The organism is Streptomyces sp. NPDC006739 (assembly GCF_042869815.1).
Taxonomy (GTDB): Bacteria; Actinomycetota; Actinomycetes; order Streptomycetales; family Streptomycetaceae; genus Streptomyces.
The window spans coordinates 41035-62770 of sequence record NZ_JBIAGM010000006.1 but is presented as its reverse complement, the minus strand read 5'-3'; the positions used below and the strand labels follow the sequence as shown (position 1 = coordinate 62770).

Below are 21736 nucleotides of genomic sequence, written 5' to 3'. Positions count from 1 at the left end.
CGTACGGAGCGGGAGCGGGTCGCCGCGAACATCGCTGCCGTGCACGTCGTGCTGCAGCTGCAGGCGGAGGACCGGCCGGCCACCGAGGCCGAGCGGCAGGTACTCCAGCAGTGGACGGGCTGGGGCGCCGCCCCGTACCTGTTCGACGAGCGCAAGAAGTTCGCCGCCATGTTCGCGGCCGAACGCGCCCATCTGCGGGACATCCTGTCCGACGACGAGTACGCCAAGGCCCGTTCCTCGACCCTGAACGCCCACTACACCGATCCTGCCTACGCCCGCGTCGTCTGGCAGGCCCTGCACCGGTTCGGGGTGCCGGCCGGAGCACCACTGCGGGTGCTGGAGCCCGGTGTGGGCGCAGGGCGCTTCCTCGCCGATGCCCCCGCCGACGCCGAGATCGTCGGTGTCGAGGTCGACCCCATCACCGCGGCCGTCGCCCGCGCCCTCTACCCGAACGCGCAGATCCTCACCGAGTCCTTCGCCGACACCCGGCCACCCGAGGAGGACTTCGACGTCGTCGTCGGCAATGTCCCGTTCGGCAAGTACAAGGTCACGGACCGCAAGTACAACCCCGGGCGGCGCCACTCGATCCACAACCACTTCATCCTCAAAAGCCTGGCGCTCACCCGGCCTGGCGGCATCGTCGCCCTGATCACCTCCCGCTACACACTGGACGGGACCGACGAGGCGCGCGAAGCCCGGGAACAGATGGCCGCCGTCGCTGACCTACTGGGCGCCGTCCGGCTGCCCAGCAACTCCCACCAGGATGCTGCCGGCACGAATGTGGTGATGGACCTCCTCGTCTTCCGGCGTCGAGGGGAAGGCGAGACGCCCGCAGAAGCCGACTGGCTGACTGTTGAGCCGACGGTTCTGCCCGGAGCGCGAACCGGCGTTGCCTCCCAGCCCATCGAGATCAACAACTACTTCGTGCAACACCCGGAGATGGTGCTCGGCACACCCAAAGTCGATATCGTTCGATACGGCCCAAAGCTGGTCGTCCAGGGGAACCCGCAGGCCGAAGCCGCTCTCGGCGCGGCCCTGGAACACGTCGCGCAGCGCGCCCAGGACTCGGGCCGTACCTTCACCGAGCGCATGGTCTTCCACGGCACGCTGGAGAAGTACGACGGCCTGCTGGAACTCGGTCCCGAAGGTACCTTCACCGAGATCCGCAACGGCCGGCCCGTTCCGCACGTACCCGCTAAGACTCAGGTCCGGGAGCTGCGCGAGCTGATCGGCCTGCGCGACATCGCGGTGGCCCTGCTGGACGAGGAGTCCGAGCACCACCTCATCACTCCGCGGATGACGCAGCTGCGGGCCGAACTCAACCGCCGCTACGACGCGTACGTGGCACGGTTCGGTCCGATCAACCGCTTCAAGGTCAACAACCCGCCGTCCGGTGAAGCCGTACAGGATGACAACGCGCCTGAGCGCCGGAGCTACCCGCGCATGGGCGGGTTCCGCAACGACCCCTTCGCCCCGTACGTCTTCGCGCTGGAGAAGTTCGACGAGGACCACCAGATCGCGGCGAAGGCCGACCTGTTAGCCAAGCGGGTCGTTGCCCCGCCCGAGCCGCTGACCCGGGCGGACAGCCCGGAAGACGCGGCGCTGATCTGCTGGGACCAGTACAACGAGATCCGCCTCGACGCCGTGGCCGGTCTGCTTGGGCTGGACAGCGAACATGCAGCACGTGAGGCGCTGGGCACCCTCGTCTACGACGATCCGGCCGGCGGTCTGGTGCGCCGCATGGAGTACCTGTCGGGCAACGTCCGCCGCAAGCTCGCCGCTGCCGAGAAGGCCGCGGCCAAGGACCCCTCGTTCGCCGTCAACGTACAGGCGCTGCGCGAGGTCATCCCCCGCGACCTGCAACCCGCGGAGATCCAGAGCCGGCTCGGCGCCGCCTGGGTCAGCGCCAAGTACGTGCAGCAGTTCCTTCGTGAAATCCTGGAAGACGACGACATCAAGGTCAGCAACCTCGGCGCCCGCTGGAGCGTCAAGGGCGGGGACACCGCGAGCCTGCTGGCCCGCACCGTCTGGGGTACCCAGGCCCGCTCCGCCCAAGCCCTGGCCAGCAACCTGCTCAACAACCAGGAAATCCTGGTCACCAGGAAAATACCGCCCGACGGGCAGATAGTGACGGACCGGCAGGCGACGGCGTTCGCTCTGGCGAAGTCCAAGCAGCTGGACGACCGCTTCCGGATGTGGCTGTGGGAAGACCCTGACCGGGCCGAGACCCTGCTGCGGTACTACAACGACCGCTACAACGCCATCGTCCCCCCGACCTACAACGGCGTACAGATCACGGCCCCAGGTCTGTCCAAGGCCTACACCCTGCACCCCCACCAGAAGGCTGCGGTCGCCCGGATCCGCGCCTCTAAACACGGCGTCGGGCTCTACCACGGCACCGGCGCGGGCAAGACCCTCGAAATGATCGTCGGCGGGATGGAACTGACCCGCCTCGGCCTGGCCAAGAAGCCGGTCTACGCCGTGCCCAAGGGTGTTCTGGGCCAGTTCCAGCGCGAATTCCTCCAGGCCTACCCCAGGGCCCGGATCCTGGTCGCCGACTCCTCCGACCTCACCGGAGAACGCCGGCACAAGTTCGTCGCCCGCTGGTCAACCGGCAACTGGGACGCGGTCATCATCAGCCACACCGCGTTCAAGAAGATCCCGATGTCCAAAACGGCCCGCCTGGACTACATCAACCGGGAGGTCAAGCGCCTGGAGGCGCACCTGGACAACGCTGATGGCGACGACAAGTACACCGTCAAGGACATCGAGAACCAGATCGCCACCCTGAAGGGGCGGATCGAGGACGAACTCAAGACGCCAGGCGATTCGGGCGTGGAGTTCGAGCGAACCGGCTCGACGTACATCTTCTACGACGAAGCCCACACCCTGAAAAACCTCCGGGTGATCTCGTCCATCCGCGAACTCGCCCTCGAAGGCAACCAGATCACCGCGGACATGGACATGAAGCTGTCCTATCTGCGCAAGAACTACGGCGGCCGAGTCACGACCCACGCCACCGCCACACCGGTGGACAACTCCCCGATGGAGATCCTGACCGCCATCAAGTACCTCGGCCCCGACCTGCTGCGCGACGAATGGGGCATCGAGGAGGACGACCAGTTCGTCTCCACCTACATCCAGCCCGTCAACCGGGTCGAGATGAGCCCGGACGGCAACTCCTTCTCCACTCGCGCCCGTTACGCCCGCTACGTCAACCAGACCGAACTCAAACGCGTGCTGTTCACCATCGCCGACGTCAAACTCAAGCGCGATCTCCAGCTCGGTGAGCCCGCGATCATCGGCGGCGAGATGCGGATCCTGGAAGCCGAGGCCTCTCCGGAACTGCGCCAGCTCATGCAGTCCCTGGGCAAGCGGATGATGGGCATCCGCCTCGGCAGCCCGGACCTGAAGTACAACCGCAAGGGCAAGCTGGTCGAGGACAACACCCTGTGGATTTCCACGGACGGCCGCCTGGCCTCGCTCGACGTACGGCTGGTCAACAAGAGCACCGACGAAGCCCAGAAAGTCGACGTCGCCGCCGACGAGCTGTTCCGCATCTGGCAGCTGCACAAGGACGACGTCTACTACGACGACGACGGCAACGAAGAAACCAACCGCGGCAGCCTGCAACTTGCCTTCTGCGACCTCGGCGTGCCCGGCCCGGACAAGGAGTTCGTGTTCTACGAGGCGCTGCGCGAGGCGCTGACCGCTCGCGGCATGCCGGGCAGCCTCATCCGCTTCGACCAAGAGGCGAAGAACCCGCAGCAGAAGGCCCGTCTCGACAAGGATGCCCGCGAAGGGCGGATCGCCGTGTTGGTCGGCAGCCGCTCTGGCCTGGGCACCGGCCGCAACCTGCAAAAACGCGTCATCCACGTGATGCAGATCGACCCCACGTGGAAGGCGACCCCGATCATCCAAAGCCTGGGGCGAGGCAAACGCCAGGGCAACCAGAACAAGGAAATCCACCACACCGCGATCGTCACCAAGAAGTCGTACGACCCCTTCCTGTGGCAGAAGGTAGCCACCAAGCAGGCGTTCGCCGAGGCCATCCTCGACATCAACGACACCAGCCGCATCCTGGAAGCCGCTGAGGACGGCGACGACGGGCGCATCCCCGCCGGCGTGATGTTCGCCGTCGCCGCGGACAAGCCTGAGCTGGAACAGCTGGAGCGCGTCGAAGGCATGCTCGCCAAGCTGCGCCTGGACCAGCAGATGTGGCACGACGAGCAATTCGCTTACGAAGTCACCGGTGAGCAGGGACGACGGCGCGTCCAGGACCTCAAGGTTCAGATGCAGAAGGTTCAGGCCGCTATGGACCGGCGAACCGTCACTCGGGGCGACGCCTTCACAATGAAGGTTGACGGCCGTGGTTACGACGAGCGCCGGGAGGCAGGCGAAGCGCTGGCCCAGCGGCTGGAACGCCTTGTTCGCACCTCCATCAACACCGGTGGCAGGCGGCAGGACGCCGTCGTCGGAGAACTCGGCGGCCTCCCTGTCCAGGCCTTCACAGAGCGCACCTTCGACGGCCTGATCGTGGACCTGCGATTCGAGGACGCCCCCGTCGACCCGATCTGGCTGTCGGCGAGCGATCTAGCGAAGCAAGATCGCGTCGGCCTGATCCGCAAGCTGGAAAACGCCCTGGACGGCTTGGGCACCGTGTACGCCAAGGCGGAGCAGCACGTCGCCCGGATCGAGGCGAACATCGCGCGGGCCAAGGAACTGGTCGGCAAACCCTTCCCGCAGCAAGCCGAACTCGACAAGATCGAGGCCCAGCACCGCAAGCTGACCAAAGCCCTCGGCGTGCAGGGAGCCGCGGCAACAAGCGAGCCGGAAGTCCACGACGCGACGGTCACAGAACCAGGCACCGACCTGGTCGACGCAGCGGTCCACGACGCCATGGTCATGGCGGGCGGCTCCACCGACGGCTGGGTGGAGATCGATCCGGCGACCCTCACATCCGAGGACCTGAGCGAGACCACTCGCGGATTCCTGGAAGCGTTGGCCGACGGCACGAGTTCCCGAGCCACGCCAGATGCTGCGCCCGTCGGCTCGGATGCCGGTACGACGGCACGCGCTGAAGATGGCGTGGGCGAAGATCCCGGCGATGTTGCCTCGGCTCCGTGGCCGTATCCGGATGAGGCTGCCGCAACTGTGGGTGAAGACTCCGTCTTGGCGAACTTCGCAGCCTGGCAGAACTTGGACGTCGTCGAGGGGATGTCCGGTCAGGGCCGAGAACTGGCCGTTCAGATGGAGCGGGCTGGGATTGCGCTGGCTGAGGCCTTGCGCGATGCGCGTGAGTCCACCGACGAGGCCCCTATGCCCGGCGGCGATCCGTGGGCCCTGGATCTCTTCCACGGGCTTGCTCGCGCCTGCGAGGACTTCCTGTCCCACCTGGACTCCCCACGCTTCCAGCCCAATGCGACCGGTCGCGAGATGAGAAACCTCACGGAGCAGGTCGCACGCTCCGCCCGCGAGCACATCACCTACGTTGCACCGCTGGAAGGCCGCCGGCGCTCTGCACAGCTGACCACAGCACCAGCGAATCCTTCGCCCGCACGTCAACCGGCCCCCGGCGCCCCTTCGCCCGGCACAGGCCGACCCTTCGATCCGGACCGCTGGTACGAGCACACCATGCTCGGCGGAACCCTCAGCGACTCCCGCGGCACATTCCTCAACGACATCGTGCAACAGCTCGGCCATGACGGGTCGGACGTCGCGATCGAACCGGACGCCACCGGCACGGTCATGATCACTGGCCCAGTGGGGTCGGTGAAGGTCACACCGCTCACCGAGGAGTTTCCTGCCAGCGTTGCCCAGGCGTACCAGGCGGCCATCGACCAGCTCCTGCAGGACGCCCAGCGTGCTCTTCGCGGCAACGGCAGCCAGGCCGGTGACCTGTTCGATGCGTGGCTGACTGGCCAACTCGAAAGCCAGGGCACGTCGTTGAAAGCCGCCCTCGCAGGTGACGGCGACGAAACCGCCTTCCGACAGGCGATGCGGGTGCACTTCTACGAGATCGCGCCATGGGCTCACCCGGACACGGCCGACCGTCCCCAGCCGGGGTCCCGAACACAGCAGGAACCCGCGGCCGAGGCCGAACTGGCCGATGCTCTACCTGCGCCCCAGTCCCGCGCACCGGAACAAGCACCAGGTGACGCGGCCTCCGCGTCACCAGTCACGCCGCCCGCGAGCCCGCCCCCCGCAGGAGACCACCGTCAGGACAGCGCGTCCACGGCAGACACTGCCCGGACAGCACAGGCACCCCCGGTCTCCGCAGCCGAACCGGAGCCTGTCCCAGCGACGACACCACACGCGACCGCCCAGCGACCCGGGCACGTACCGAACACCCCCTATACAGACCGTTCCGAGTCCTGGACTGCGGAGCAAGCGGCACTGACCGCCTACAGCCGATGGGCGTCCGACCATGCCGGGCGCCTGGCCACAGGTGAGCGGGCGGACGGCCTGATGGCGGCGGCCGATGCCGCGATCACCTCCAGCCGCACCGGTCGGATAGCCCGCCTGCTCGGCGTGGAGCTGACATCTGATTGGGCGCACCTGCTGCGGTTGGCCGACCAATGCCGTGCGGTGGTCGAACAGTGGGAACGGGAAGACGGACGGAGTACCGAGGGGAACTGGGAGATCTACACGGGCCTGCGCGACCATGCGTCCCGTTACCGCAGCACCGTGGAGGACCGCAGCAGCGACGCCTACCAGCGGTGGGTCCGCTCCCCGGAACCTCTCACGCTCGACGAAGATGCCGTGGAGTTCATCCCCGGCATCCTCCCGTGGGAGCAGTACACCGTCGCCGGGCCCTGGGGTCACGGCGCCGGCCCGGTCAGCGGCCGTGACCTCGCGGCCGGCCTGGCGCAACTTGCCGCCGACGGCACGGACATGGAAGCGACCGAGGACGGACTCGTGGTCTCCGGCCCCGGCCGTCTCCGGTTCTCTGTTCAGCTCGCCACGGCACAACCGGCCACCCCCTCCGCGCCGTCCGCCACGGCGCCCACACCGGCACCGGAACCGGCGACCAACGACGTCCCCTCACCAGAGCCGGATGGGACAACCGATGCGGAGGCTGAGACTCCCGTAGCCACAGCCTCCGCCCCTCCTGCGAACGCGGCGGGCACAGGGGGAGAGGGCTTCGGCTCGGCACTGCCCCAGGTGGCGAACCTCGCGATCGTCCTCGAAGGCTACGCGGACCCCGCCGAGCTGGTTGGTGGACGCCGCTACGTCGGCATGGCCGCCGAGCAGCTCCGGCGGGTCCTCGCACGACAGGAGAGCGACCCCCCGAGCCCGGCGCACCAGGATGCCGACGCGGCAGCCGCCGCGGTCATCGAGAGTGAACCGCACACGACCGCCGACGTGTTCAGCATCTACGACCGCCTCGCAGGGACCGCCCTACAGCTCGCTGACGACCCCCGACACGACGTGTGCACGGCCGCCCAGAAGGTTGTCCAGTACACGGAGCGCCACCTGGCCCGCATGCAGGCACGACGAAACGACCTCGCCGAGATGCTCCTGGACGCGGCCGACCTCGAAGAGGAGCACACCTCCGTCCTCGACCACCACGACCCACTCCGGCTGACAGCTCCCTGGTACCAGGACAGCGCCGAGATCGGGCGCGCTCTGACTGACATCTTCGACAGCTTCCCGAAGTGGCCGCACGCCTACGACGACATCGGCGGGCCGTACTCGGACCAGCTGCGCGGAGCCATGCTCATGCTGCGCCGGCCGCACGACACGGTCGGCTCAGCGCTGACCGACTGGACGGACGTCACCTCCTACGCCCTCGGCGCCGCGCAAGAGGCAGAGGCGGCAGGGGATGGAGTCAGCCGGTACGCTCTGCGCGACCTGGCCCGCAAGGCCTTCCAGCACCACCAGCGCCTTGCAGCCCACGAGCTGGGCATGGAGGAGACTCCGTACGAGGCGGCTGACGACTTCGTCGGCGGCGCCAACAAGGCTGAGTCCGCGTGGAACTGGTGGATGGGCACCGATACCGCCAAGGCGCTGCTCGACATCTCGCCCGAGGCATCCGGAGCCCGCCAGGCCCTCGACGCTGTCCGGGACACCCGGTACGCCGCCGACTTCGTCACGCTCGCCGCCGAAACCCTGGACGAAGTCAACCGACGCGTGACGGCGATGGCGCACGCAGCGTACGACCTGGTGCTGCACCTGAGCGCCAGCTACTACCGGCACCCCGACGACGCCAAGCGGCTGGGTGACCTCGTCCGCTATTCCTACGAACACGCGGTCGCCTGCCGCGCCTCCACCGCACGCCCGGAGACCGTCGCGGCCGTGCAGGCAGGCGTTGCTCAGCGCCGCCGGCGGCTCGACGCCGAACAAGGCCCCGTCCCCGAGCCGCAACAGCCCCCTTCGCCCACCGGCCCCGCCCTGGAGATCGAGCACCACTACCGGGGCACCGTGGTCCGCGGTACCACCAAGGAGGACGCCGACGCCCCCGTACGCGCTGCTCTGGACCGTCTCAAGTTCAGGTGGAGCCGCAACAAGGGCTTCTGGTACCTGAAGCGCAACCAGGGCCAGGCCACACGGGATATCCGGGTGCAGAAACTGACCGCCGAGCTGACCCGCATGGGACGTCCCTTCCGCATGGTCGAGGAGCCCGAGCAGGACACGGCCTCGGAGATCGTCATCCCCGTGGGCGCGCCGTACGCGTCGAAGGACGATGCCCAGCACGACTTCTGGGAGATGTACGGCGCGCTGTCGGAGATGAAGGAAACCCCGGCGGGCCGACGGCTGATCGGACGGGGCCTCACCGACCAAGGGGTACCGACCCGACCGGACGGCCAAGCGGTGTGGCTGGCCATGGAGGAGCTGTGCGACGGGCCGGTGGGCCGGGTGCAGGATCCGTTCACACATCCCGCCGACACTCTGGTCGAGCGCTGCACCAAGCTCGCTCACGCCGTTCTGATCCTCGCCCGAAATCTGGAGGAGGAGCGCTACCGGGCTCCCGTGGTGATGGGCCGCTTCCGCAGGCTGGAGCGGCATGCCGTGCAGTTGGCCTCGCGTATCACCGCGACCGCCCAGCAGGGAGGCAACTGGCAGGAGATCTTCGGAACCCCAGCCCTCCCGGCAGCGCAGACCGAGGGCGAACGCTCGGAACCGGTCGGCCCGGAGCCCGACCCGGCACCGGGCAGCCCCCTTCATCCTGACGTGCGTGAGGACGAGCAGCCCTCCTTGCCGACCGGCCAGGTGGCTGGGCGTGAACCGTCAGGTGTGCAGCAGAGGCGCATCGAGATCACGGTGGCGGCCAGGAGTGCCGCGGGACACCTGCTGGTCAACGTCTCCATCCCCGCCGAGCGCACCGGCGCCGCGCAAGAGGTCCCGGACCTGCGGGGTGCTGATATACCGGGCCTGGCGTTGCCCTCGTATGCCGTGCTGCCCCTCCTGGTACGAGCGGCGAAACTGACCGACTCACTCGTGTCCGACGAGGAGGTCGACGCCTGGCTCAGCGAGCACCTGCCCGACAGTCCGGTAGCTGCGGCCTGGAACGCTCCCGCCGTACGTGCGGTGATCCAGCGGACGGTTCGCGATCTGCTGCGCGACTCCATGGCCCCCGATCCCGAGGACGTCGCGGAGTGGCTGGTGAACGCGGCGAGCGAGAACCCTGCCCTGGTCCAGGCCGCGCACGCCAACGAACAGGCCGACTTCTTCGCTGTCTTCGCGACAGCCGCCGACGAACTGATCAGGGACGGCGGCTCGGAACACCTGCTGTGGACGTACCTCAAAGAGGACGGACGCCGCCAGGTCCTCGATCTGGCAGGCCCCAGTGCACACCGGGCGTTGCGTGCGCAGGCCGTGGCACCCGAGTCGCAAGAGTCCGGCCCGTCCGTCCCCGATGAGCAGTCGGCGGCTTCGCCCGCTGCCGATGAGAACGACCGCGAGCGCAGGCGTGCCGAGTTTCAGGCCGAGGCCGATAGCTGGGCTGCAGGGATGCGTGACGACGCCCAGCAACGCGCTGTACGCGCGGCCCTCGCCGACCAGGGTCTTCGGTCGCTGCTTGGGGACGGGCGATCACGTGAGGAAGCCCTTCAACTGTTCATGGCCTGGCTCGGTCACGCCGATCTGTCGGCGACCGGCGCCGGGGGTGACCGGTTCCGGGACTGGTTCGTCCACTCCCAGCAGGAAGTGGAGCAGCGGTACGCGGAGGGCGCCTTCGAGCAGGTGTATGCGGGCGTATCCGCCGCGCCAACCGATCTCCCCGCCGATGCGGTCGCAGTACGACAAGCCGGCGCAGTGATCGAATCCCCGATTCCATCCGCAGCCACCGAGCCTGCGACGGCTACTGCGTCAGGCAACAGCACCAGTGCCCAGACCACGGCGCACACGGCGGGCGGCGCCTCGGTCGGCGGGTCCGCCGACCCCTACACGTCAGAGACGATGCGGGAGGCCGTGGACCGGCTGCACCTTCTATTCGAGCAGGTGAACGACACTCTTCCGGCTCCTCTGCTTCCCGAGGGGCCGCCCGGACCGCCCTCCGGAGCCCCGGATTCGTGGTTCAAGGGGCCAGCCGCCGTCGAGATCCCCGACGGGTTCGCGCCGTACACGAACGACCGCGCGGTTCTCCAGCGCGGCGATGTGGTCCGTGAAGGGTTCAAGCGTTGGCCGAACTCCAAGAAGCTGTCGTACCGCACGCTCGTCATCACCACGAGCACGAGCGACCGCGACGGCTACTACTACGCCGCACCGCACACGCGAATACATCCGCGTTCGATCGTTGCTGTTCCGGCGGACTCCCGTCTGCTGACCCAGGCTGTGGCAGACATACACACCCTGCGCTCCGAGTTCGGCCTGCGTTGGCAGGGCGCGAAGGCGATCGGTCACGCCAGCGTTCACCGGACTCGTCCCTTCGACGAAGCGGTGGACGCCTACCGACTGGCCTTCACTGCTGCGGGGGAACTCGCGCGCGAACTGGAGCGTACGGAAGCGCCCGGAGACGCCCGCGACTTCCTCGCCCGCCTGCTCGACGAAACCGAGCAGCACCTCGTCCGGCTGCACTTGACTCACCGCACAGCCAGGGAGACACAGAGAGCCGAGCTGAATGCCGGCCGGGAAGCTGCATCGGACGTTGAACATTCCGCGACCTCTGCCGGTGAGCCGGCAGGTCAGCGCACCGAGTTCGAACAGCTCATCGCCGAGAGCCTGGAGCGCCACCACCGCCTAGCGAGGAAACAGGCGGTACGGGCCGCACTCGCGAGCCCGGTCGTACGGATGTGGTTCGCAGAGTCACCGGACACGAAGACTCTGCAACCCCAGCTCCTCGGCTGGCTGGCCTCGGCTGATATCGCCGACGCGGACGGAAACGACGGCCGGTGGCGCGACTGGTTTCACGCCAGCCCGCCAGAAACACGGGACGCTGTCACTGCACAAGCGATCGACGATATTCAAGCCGCCCTCATCGCGGCGCCCACAACGGTGGAGGCTGCTGACGCCTCATCGGCGCCCGCAACCGAGCGAGACGAACCGACGGCGAGGCGGGCTGAGACCCGCGGTCCCCTGACGCAGCAGCACCTGGACGCACTGCCGCACCATGATGATCGGCATCATGGTGCGGACGCCCACCTGGCCGTCCTCGCGACACTCAGGGTCCGTGACGGCCACGTCGATGACGTCCTGCTTCTACTCCAGACGGTCGAGCCGGAGGAGGACCCCGAGGACGAGCCGCTGATCCGCGGCGCCCAAATCGTGCCGCCCAACGATGTGCTGTCCTCAAGTCTCAACGGCCAGTACAGCCCAGCTGACCTGCTCGGCATGGCCAACTCCCGGGTACTGCCTCTCGCCCGTGCTGTCCCGTGGACAGAAGTAGAGGCCCTGGCCGCGCTGCCCCACGAGCAAGCTCTGCAACGGCTGCCCCTCACCGGAGGAGAAGAGGGCCCCACCCCGAACCTGCCGGAGGAGCTGGCTCCGGCCGAGAGCCGTGCTGTTGCGGATCAGGCGAACCTGGCTGAGGACCAGAACGTCGCGGCAGCGACTGCCGACCAGGCACGCGCCATCCCCCGTGATCCCCAACAGATCGCTCCCGCTGGGCCCGAATCCGTCGACACTCAGCAGCTGTTGAGCAGTGCTGTCGAACCGCTTACCCAGGAGCACCTTCGGGCACTGCCCCGCTACGACGAAAGCCCCCCGAACGACGCGGAGATCCAGTTCGCAGTCGTAGCCACCCTCACCTATCCCAACGGCGTGGTCCCCGACGCCGTGATCCTGCTGCAGGCCGCCGAGGAAGACAGGCGGTACGGCGATGCACTGCACGGCGTCCTGATCGCCCCGGAGAGCAAACTCGCACTCACCTCCAAGACGGGGTACACGGTGCTCCCCCGTGATCTGCTTCATCGAACCAACGCCCGGCTGCTGCCACTTGAGGGCGGGCTGAGCTGGGAGCAGGTGGAGGAACTCGTCCGGCTGCCCTATGCGCAGGCCCTGGGACGGCTGCCGCTCGCCGCCCAGAACGCCCCCTCGACAGGCGCGCCCCCTCGCCATGCCCAGCCGGAGGCCGACCAGTCCGAACAAGGGACCGCGCCACTTCAGGGACTGATCGGCGCCCTCGGCGACCGAGTCGTCATCGGTCACATCGGCCCCAGCAGCCCCGCGCAAGCGGGGAAGGCCGCGCCGGCTACGGCGCCGGAGCCCGCACCCGGACCGATGTCCCCGGCCGACGAGCAACAGGAGGAGAGCGTGACGTCGACCGAGCCGGAGACGGCGGGCGAAGGACCCTGGACGAGCCGGTTCAAGATCGTCAGCGACAGGACCGGAACCTACGTCACGGGCACGACAGGCGCCCCCGCGGAGGATGGTCTTCGTGAGCTGTTGAAGCGGGATCGTAACTTCAAGTATGAGAAGGGCCGTTGGCGCTACAACGGCATGCGCGGGCAGAAGGAGCAGGTCCTGGAGGAAGTCCGGGCCTTCCTCGCGGCCCGGGACGCCCAGGAGGGCGCGGTCGCGGCCGTGGCCAGCGGGAAGTACCCGCCAACCGCTCAGCAGCAGGCGATCATCGACGCGGCGGTCGAGGGCAAGGCCGTGGCCGTGCAGGCGCTCGCGGGCACCGGGAAGACTTCTACGTTGGTGATGATCGCTGAGCAGATGCTGGAGCGGCGCATCGGCTACATAGCCTTCAACCGGGCTATCGCCGACGAAGCGGGCCAGAAGTTCGGTCGCAACGTCACCGCCCGGACCAGCCACTCCTTCGCTCTGCAGGATCTGCGCAACACCCCCTACCGGCAGAAGGTGTCCATCGCCGGCTCGCGCAACAGCGGGGCCCGGCGTCCCAAGGACGTCGCGGCAGTGCTCGGCATCACCGCTGAGATACGGGTCGGCGACCGCGATGGCAACCTCCAGCGCGTCGGGCCCGAGGACATCGCCAAGATCGTGATGGGGGCGCTCCGCCGCTATCGGCAGAGCGCTGATGTCGAACTCGGGCGCCAGCACCTCGGGGAGAAGTGGGCGCACGTTCCCGCCGCGCGCACGCTGCTGGGGTACGCCCGTCGGGCCTGGGCGGACATCGCGGATCCGAACAGCAACAAGATCTTCTTCGACCACGACGACTATCTCAAGATCTGGGCCCTGTCAGACCCGCGCCTGAACTTCGACACGATCTTCTTCGACGAGGCCCAGGACATCAATCCCGTGCTGAAGAAGGTGATCCAGGACCAGGACGCCCAGATCATCGTCGTCGGCGACAGTAATCAAGCGATCTACGAATTCCGCGGCGCCGTCGATGCCCTGCGGGACTGGCCGGCCGACGTCGTCCTGCCCCTGACGCAGAGCTGGCGGTTCGGCCCCGCTGTCGCCGAGGTGGGCAACGCCTACCTCGCTCTCCTCGAATCGGACCTCCGGTTGGAAGGCGCACCCACCCTCGACACCGTCCTGGGCACCGTCGAGGAGCCCGATGCGATCCTGACGTACAGCAACGTCGGCGCCATCTCCGCCGTCTTCGCGGGGTTCGAGGCCGGCAAGCGCGTGGCACTCGTCGGCGGCGGCCGGGACATCGAAGACATCGCCCGGGCCGCCCGCGATCTCCAGCAGGGCCGCCGCACCAAGCACCCCGAGCTGTCGGCCTTCGAGAACTGGAACGAGGTCAAGGAGTACGCCGAGTCCGACGAGGACGCGAGCACCCTGCAGACGTTCGTACGGCTCGTCGACCGCTACACACCCCAGGGCCTGATCAACATGATCCGCGACCTGGTCCCGGAGGAAGCCCGCGACGAGGAAACCCGCCCCGAACTGGTCGTCTCCACCGCCCACAAGTCCAAGGGCCGCGAATGGGACCAGGTCCAGGTCTGGAGCGACTTCCCCCAGCCCAAGGAGGACACCAAGACCGGCGAACTCATCCTGCCCGCACAGGACAAACTGCGCCTGGCCTACGTGACGGTGACCCGGGCCAGGAAACGACTCGACATCGGCTCCCTCGGCTGGATCCACTCCATCGGCGCACTCGCGGACACCTTCCCGACCGGGATCGCTGCCACTGCGGCACCCGAGCAAGCCGCCCCCGCCCCCCTCGTCGCTGACGAGACTGCCGCCCCTGAACCGCCCCTGCCCCCAACGTCCCTTGACAGCAGGACGCCGGACGCCGTCCCCGAAGAGCAGCCGGAGCCCGCGGTCAGCGAGGCGCCAGACGATGAGCCAGCCGCCCCGGTCCACCAGGCCGCTGCGGCCTCCGCGGAGCGTGCCGCCCCTGAGCCGATCGACGACAGCGAAGCCGCGACGTGGGACACGGCACGGCCCGAAGAGACGGAACCCGGCCCCGAGTGGCAGCCCGAGCTAGCCGCCCCCATCTGGGAGGATGCCGGCGAACCACTCAACGGCGCCGACCAGCCGTCCATGTTCGCCGGCCAGGCAGACGATCTGCCCGCCGACGAGCAGACGATCGCCCCTGCCGCACAGGACGCCGAACCGGGCATCGCGCCCTTGCCCTGGGACGACCAAAAGATCAAAAAGCGCGGCACAGCAGGAATCCGCCGTGGACAGAAGAACGAGATCCCCAACCTCGCCCGTGAACTGCGTGAGGCTCTCGGCGACAACCAGGTCCGCGACATCTGGGAACAGGACAACCCCTGGGCCCAGTTCGAGGAGAACCTCCGACACACCCAGAACGAACTCGCGCAGCCCGACTCCGCCCTGAACACCCTGGTGACCCAGGCTGCGGAACAACTGCGCGCCCGGATCGACCAGCTCGCCGTTGAGGCCTTCAACAGCTTCGAGACCCTGATCCAGGCTCGCGCTGGCGACCCGGACCAGCTGGCCGAACTCGACGCCCAGCTCGCTGAAGCGCACCGTCTGCCGGAACTCACCGACCCGCTGGTGCGCCAGGCCCTGGTTCTCTGTCTGGAGGCCGTGGACGACATCGAGCGCGCGGCGCGCAGCCGCAAGGTCAGGGCCGCCGTCGCACGGGATGCCCTGGAGCAGGTCATGGGGCTCGCCGGCACCTCCTACAGCCCTGACGGCCAGCAGGTGTGGCCGAACGTCGACGCGGCTCTGGCCCCGGTCAAGGTCCAGGTGGACCGGGCCCGCGAACGCATCGCCGAGTTGTCCAACTCGACGGTCACCGAGCAGTACGCCCGCCTGCGCGCCCTCATCGCCACCCACGAGGCGCAGCCGGCTGCGGAGCCCCAGACCGAGGGCGCCCCGGCAGCCGTCATCGAGGCCGCCGAGAACACCGGCGAGCCTCCAGCCCCCGCCGAGCAGGAGGAGCGCGCACCCGAGCCATTGAGTGACCGGGACATCGCCGAGGCGCTGGGCAAGATCAGCGTGTGGGACTTCGGCAAATTGATCTTCGAAATGGACCAGAAGAAGAGGGCTACCCCACAACTGTATGAGGGCTGGTTCGGCCTGCCGTCGGAGCCTGGTTACAACGAGGCGGGCAACGAGTTTGGCAGCGTCTACTCCCGAAGCGGTGCCATCGAGATCGAGGTCAAGACCTCTGGCGACGCCGTGACGACGGTCCGCGCCGGACGGTTGACCATGGCCAAGGTCCTTGCGTGGCTCCGTCCGGCTCTGCCGCCGGAACGGCGTCAGCTGGTGGCGGCAGCATGGCGGACCAGGAACGCCATGTCCCGCAGCGAGCAGGGTTTCGCGGTCATCGGTGAGTCGGGCCGCTGGAAGGCAGCCGACAACGAGCTCTGGCGCATCAGTGTCGCCACCAGGGCGACCGTGATCAAGGAAGCCCTGGAAGCTCACGTCACGGGTACTGCGGACGAACGAGTCGCACGGATCCGGGCCGCCGAGAACTGGGAACAGGGGCAGATGCTGCCGATCGACTTCGGCGGCATGGAGGCCTCGTTTGCCGACATCGCCACGTTGGAGCGGGTGACCGCGCTCCGGGCCGTACTGCCTGACCGGTTCAAAGGCGCCTGCCGCCTCAGCGAGCTCACACCGGGTGACTGCATCACCGGCGTGTCCGAGGAGCAGCTGCCGTTCATCGTGCGAGAGCGTCCCGTCGTCAGCGCAGACACCGAAGTGTTCGTCGTCGGAGACCTCGTCGTCGGGCCGGGCGATCTGCGTCCGTACACGTGGGAGACCGGCAGCTACCCGGACGACCATGTCGAGCCCCTTCTTCTTCCGCAGTCGCTGGCCGGGCTCGTCGACCTGCCCGCAGACGCACCACACCCTCTCACCCCCGCGCCCGCCACCTCTGCGACGGCCCGCGACGCGCTCGTGGTGGCGGAGCCCGTGCAGGAGGAGGCGTCCCCCGCCGCTGGATCACCCACCACCGCGCCGGACTCCGCCACCGCGCCCGAAGACGCTCCCCGCGCCGACAAGGAACAGCCCGCCGTTCCCGTGGCGGCCGAGGCCACCGGCCCGGCACCCGATGCCACCACCGTGCCCCCGCACCTGCCGTACGAGCACCAGAACGACTTCCTGGACGATCTGTTGGCCACGGAGAGCGCCTACGACGCCTGGGCCAACTCGGCCACGGGCCGGCTGCTGTTGTCCGAAGCCCGGGAACTGCAGGAGGAAACCGGGTTCACGGACGCCAATGAAGCGGCTCGTATCCAGACGGCCTTCCGCGGCGCGATCCTGGCAGCCGACACCCCCCGCTCCTCGGCTGACGATTTGCTCAGCGCCTGCCGGGACCTGCACACGACCGTCGCCGAAGCGGGGCGCTCGCTGGCGACACGTACGGCGTTCGCGTCCGAGGACGATCGACGGCTGCTCCTCGCGGTGTACACCCAGGCACAAGAACAGCTGGGCCGTCTGGAAGGCACCCCGGACGTGCAGGCTCTGCTCGACAGCGAACACGGCGGGGCCAGGCTGCTCTCTCGCTTCAAGGAGGCGCGTCTGGCTGACCGCCCCGACGCTCCCACGGGCCCCGAAACCGCGCCGACGCAAGCACAAGAACTTGGTCAGGAGCTGCCGAACGCGAAGCCTGCACCACTCCGGGAGGCTGACACCGCCACCACAAGCACGGGACCGGAACCGGCGTCGTCCGATCCGGCCGAGCCGGAGTCGACCACCGTGGTCGCCGAGCTGCCGACGGAGCAGGAGGAGAGCACCCCGGAGTCCGCACCGACTCCCGAGCCGCAGGAGGCGCAGACATCTGCGCCAGCCGAACCGGACGCCGACGACTTCGACTTCTTCAGGGACATCATCGGCGATGACCTGGTCGTGGGCGGGGTCGTCTACAGCAGCGCGGAGTGGGAGCCGGACCCGGAAGAGGGCGTCCGTCGCCGCACCGATGACCAAGACGAGCCGGTTTCCGCCGAAGAACTGGCCGCGATGGAAGTGGACCAGGAGTACGAGGCCCTGATCGAGGAGGAACGCATGGCTGCGGCCGAAGCAGTCACGGGAGAACCTGAAGTTCCGGGGCAGGACGACTTCGACCGGCACTTCGAGGACATCGTCGCCCTCTTGCGCAGCGCAGAAGCCCCGGCGGAGACACAAACTCCCACGCCCCGGCCCCGATTCAGCGCCGAGGACGAACAGCGGCTGCGGGAACAGTACGCCGCCACTCGGCAGGCACTGTCCCAGATCCTCACCAGCATCGACGCCGACCCGATCCTGCTGGCGGCCGAGGACCCGGCGGTCGAGGCAGGTGACGCCACCGCCCTCGAAGCAGCGATGGGCAACGCCGCAGCCGAGGCAGGCGCCTACTGGGGCACCCCTGAATGGACGATGATCCGCTCGATCGGCCAGGCAGGACAGCAACTCCGCGGAGCCGTGCGGGAGGCATTGCTGACCTACGCCGAGACGACGCTGCGCGACATCCGCGCGTACGGCATCAACCGGACGATCGAAGCCCGCACGGCGCGGGCCATCTCCCACGGGGCGATGCACCTGGCGAGGCGCCTGGAACGGTCGGGCCAGCGCGACTCGCGTGGCTGGCGGGCCGTGTGGGGACTCCATCGGGCTGCCGCGACCCGCGCGGACCGGCTGACCGGGCTGCTGCCCGCGGGCCAGCGCATCGACCTGGCCGACCAGCTGGGCCGCGCCTGGCACTGGTTCACCGAGAGGCTCGCTGCCCGCAGCCAGGATGCGGGGAACGGCACGGGCGGCGCCGACCAGGGTCGTGTGCGCGCGATGCTGTCGAGCAGCGTCGAGTCGATCCGTGGCATCTACGGTGCGGTCTCGGAGCGGCTCGGGGCCCTGACACAGCATCCGGTGTGGCGCCGGATCGCGTCCGTGTGGTCTGCGGTGCGCGAAGCCGTCAACAACGGGTGGCTCGGCGTGGGCCGCTTCATGGTCGACCGCCAAACCCTGGGCACCGGGCGGGCGTTGTGGGTCCGCACCCTGGAGGTCATCTCGTCCGGGGCACAGGCATTGATCAACCGGCTGGCCGCGAACGGCGGCCGGAACGGGCTGCGGTGGAACATGCTGCGCGTCCTGCGCCACGCTGCTGAAGACCACATCGCCCACCTCCACGGTCACCTGCCCGAGGACGTGAGCACTCCGTTGGGCACCTACGAATCCGCCGTCGGCGAGGCAGCCGAGGAGACGCCCGCAGCGGGCGAAGAGACCGTGCCGGGAGGACCCTCCACAGCCGAAGCCGAGTCCGCTCCGGCGGGCGAGAGCCTGGCGCAGGATCCGGACCGGTTCCGCGCGGTCGTGCTCCAGGTGGCCGCGAAGGAGTACACCCTGGCGTTGGACCTGAGCTACGACTACGGCATCCCGGCAGCCGACGCCGACGCCCTGCTGACGCGTATGGAGGAGCTCGGCATCGTCGGGCCCCAGGGGGAAGGCGGCGTCCGGGACGTTCTGGTCACACCCGGCGACGCGGAGAGCCTCCTGGACGAGAGTCCGGCGCCCGGCGCTCCCGCGCCTCGTTGGCAGCCGGCCAGCGAACCACTGACCGCGGCCTGGTTCGACGAAGTCAGGACCGCAGTACGACGTGATGTCCAGCCCGATCGCGGGCTGTCCCGCCGGGACTTGATGAGTCTGCTCAACCACGAGAACGCGCGCCCGGGCAACAGGACGGACGCCGGCCGCCGCGCGAACGAGTGCGTCGACCTCTTCCTGCAAGGTCGCGGCAACGAGATACCACAGCACCTGGCGGGCGAGGGCTTCGCCTACGTGCGGGGCGAAGGGTATAGGGACTGGATGCTCCGGGAGGCCGCTCCCTCCCCGGCTGCGCAGACGCCTGCCAGCGGGCAGGCGCAGGCAGCAGGAGAACAGGAGGCCCCTGCCGGGCCGCAGCTGCCGCGTCGGCGTCGGCCGACACCGACGGACGGTCCGTCGAGGATCGAGCGGGCGGCTTCCGGACGGCGCCGCCAGCCGTCCTCCATAGGGGGAGACCGGCGGGCGGTCACGGTGAACACCTTCGCAGCCCAGGCCCAGAGGATGCAGGACCGCGCGGACTTCGCGCGGGCTGCCGCGACCAGCCCGGCCGAGGAACGGGCCGCGGGCGTCCTGCAGACGATCGCGGAGAACTCGCGGGCCACCGCTGACAAGATCGCCGGAGCGACACCCGCGGGGGGACCACCGGCATCTCCGCAGTCCGGGCTGACCGCCGAGGCCTTCCTTGCGGCGCTGCGGACCACGGCACAGGCGCGGGGGGCACAGATCCCCGACGATCTGCTGGCCAGTGCCATGGAAGCGGCCCAGGAGGCGGTCGCCGCGGTGCCGCAGCGTTCCGCAGGCGACGCCGCAGCACCGCCACGCCCCTCACGCCGGGGACAGGCCGAGCGAGAGCAGGCCGAGCACCGACTTCAGGGGCAGCAAAACGCCCCGAGCGGCGTCGGCCGCAGGTAGGGCGCGACGATGCTCGGGGCTCAGCGCGGTGGGAGGTCAGGAACCGGGATAGACCGCGACCACGTCGCGGGTGCGGAACACCCCGTGCCCGTCAGACGCCACGTAGACCGGAACCTCGGACGCTGCGGGCAGCGCCTTGGCCGTCCCACTGCGCAGACTAACGCGAGCCGAGTCGCGCTCGGGCGTGTCCGTCCCGTCCTGGGCGATCGGCAGCCGCCCGTAAAGGGACGTGGCGTCCGTGTCGTCAGTGGCGTGCACGATGCCGTACGCCGTGCCGTCATCGGCCACGGCGGTCAGATCGATGCCCTTGGTGCTGGTGGTGCTGGTGAAGCAGCGCCCGCGGCCGGTGGCAAGGTCGAACCCGGCCTGCCCGGAGACGAGGAAGTCACCGTTCGGCGAGAGGTGGGTGGAGGACTGCGCGGACCCGGGCTGAAGGGTGAGCGCATCGGCGGACGTACAGCTCACCTGCGCCTTGATCTTCCCCGTCGCGAGATCGTGCACCGCCAGGATGGTCTTCTTCGTGTCGGAGAGCGTGGGCGGGTCGGTCTGCGTGTCGCTGGTGTGCCAGGCGGCCACCAAGTACGGTCCGGTGACCGCGAGCGGGATACCGACGTGCATGCCGCTGGGGGCCACGCTGGTGCTGGTCCAGGCGTCACCGACCTGGAATCCGTACGTGCACGGGGTGCCGCCGTCGGTCCACTGGTCGCAGCCGTCCTGCTGCTGGAAGGCCGAGACGACGCCCTGGGAAGTGGCGAAGGCGGGAGAAACCTGTACGGCGCAGGACCCCGAGCCGCAGCCGGAAACCGTCACCGACGTCTTCTCCACGGTGCGCTGGACGCCCGTGGCCGCGTCGATCGCGACGGCCTTCTCGTGCACGCCGTCGGTCACCGGGCCGACCAGAAAGCCGGAATCGGTGGCCGTGAAGGAGGCGGCCGTGTCGTCGGGCGCCGACAGGTCGAGGCGATGGGCGGCGGTCGCCTTGCCGGCCGAGTCCGCCGCGATCACATCGATCGTCGTCGTGCGGCGCGACGTGCTCAGGCCGCTTCCGCTGGTCTTGCCCTGGCGGGCCAGCACCACTTTCTCCCCGGGCTTGCCCTCCTGAACGAAGACAGCGGCACGCACGCCCGCGAGGGCCTTGGGGGTGAAGGTCCACACGGTCTTGCCGCTGGCGAGAGCGAAGGCACGTACACGCGAGCCGTCGGCGGCTGCCTGAATCACCAGTCCGCTCTTGGGAGCGACGGCGACCAGAGGGAAGCCGCTGGATCCCGGCTCGACATCGGTGGCCTCGGGGCTCGCCGACGTGCTCCAGCCGGTCTCCGTGGCGAAAGCGTCCGGGACCGGGAGCCGGACCGGCGCCGCGGCCTTGTGCGTCGCCCCGGCGGTCGGATCTGCCTTGCCGCCCGAATCGCTGCTGCAGCCGGCCAGTGCGCCGAGGACAAGTGCAGCCATTCCCGCAGCGAGGGCCCGGTGTGGTACGCGGCTCGATCTTGTTGCCGAGGACGCGCTACCCGCACCGGTCGGCACGGGTATGGAG

General features: G+C 68.9%; 2 protein-coding genes. One reads left to right on the top strand and one right to left on the bottom strand.

Annotation, left to right across the window (positions count from 1 at the left end; translation table 11 throughout):
- Positions 1-39: 39 nt before the first annotated feature.
- Positions 40-20202 (top strand): AAA family ATPase, encoded by a 20163-nt coding sequence (locus ACFYMM_RS14635; protein WP_388386259.1) that lies wholly within the window; start codon positions 40-42, stop codon positions 20200-20202.
- Between the two features lie 36 nt (positions 20203-20238).
- Here ACFYMM_RS14635 and ACFYMM_RS14630 read toward each other — a convergent pair whose 3' ends face one another.
- A complete protein-coding gene (locus tag ACFYMM_RS14630) occupies positions 20239-21651 on the bottom strand; it encodes a hypothetical protein (protein ID WP_388386258.1) in 1413 nt (470 codons plus the stop codon).
- Positions 21652-21736 lie beyond the last annotated feature (85 nt).

What these genes read in the sequence shown, in the direction of transcription:
- ACFYMM_RS14630 (WP_388386258.1), bottom strand. Translation starts at nt 21,651, where the DNA reads ATGGCTGCACTTGTCCTCGGCGCACTGGCCGGCTGCAGCAGCGATTCG.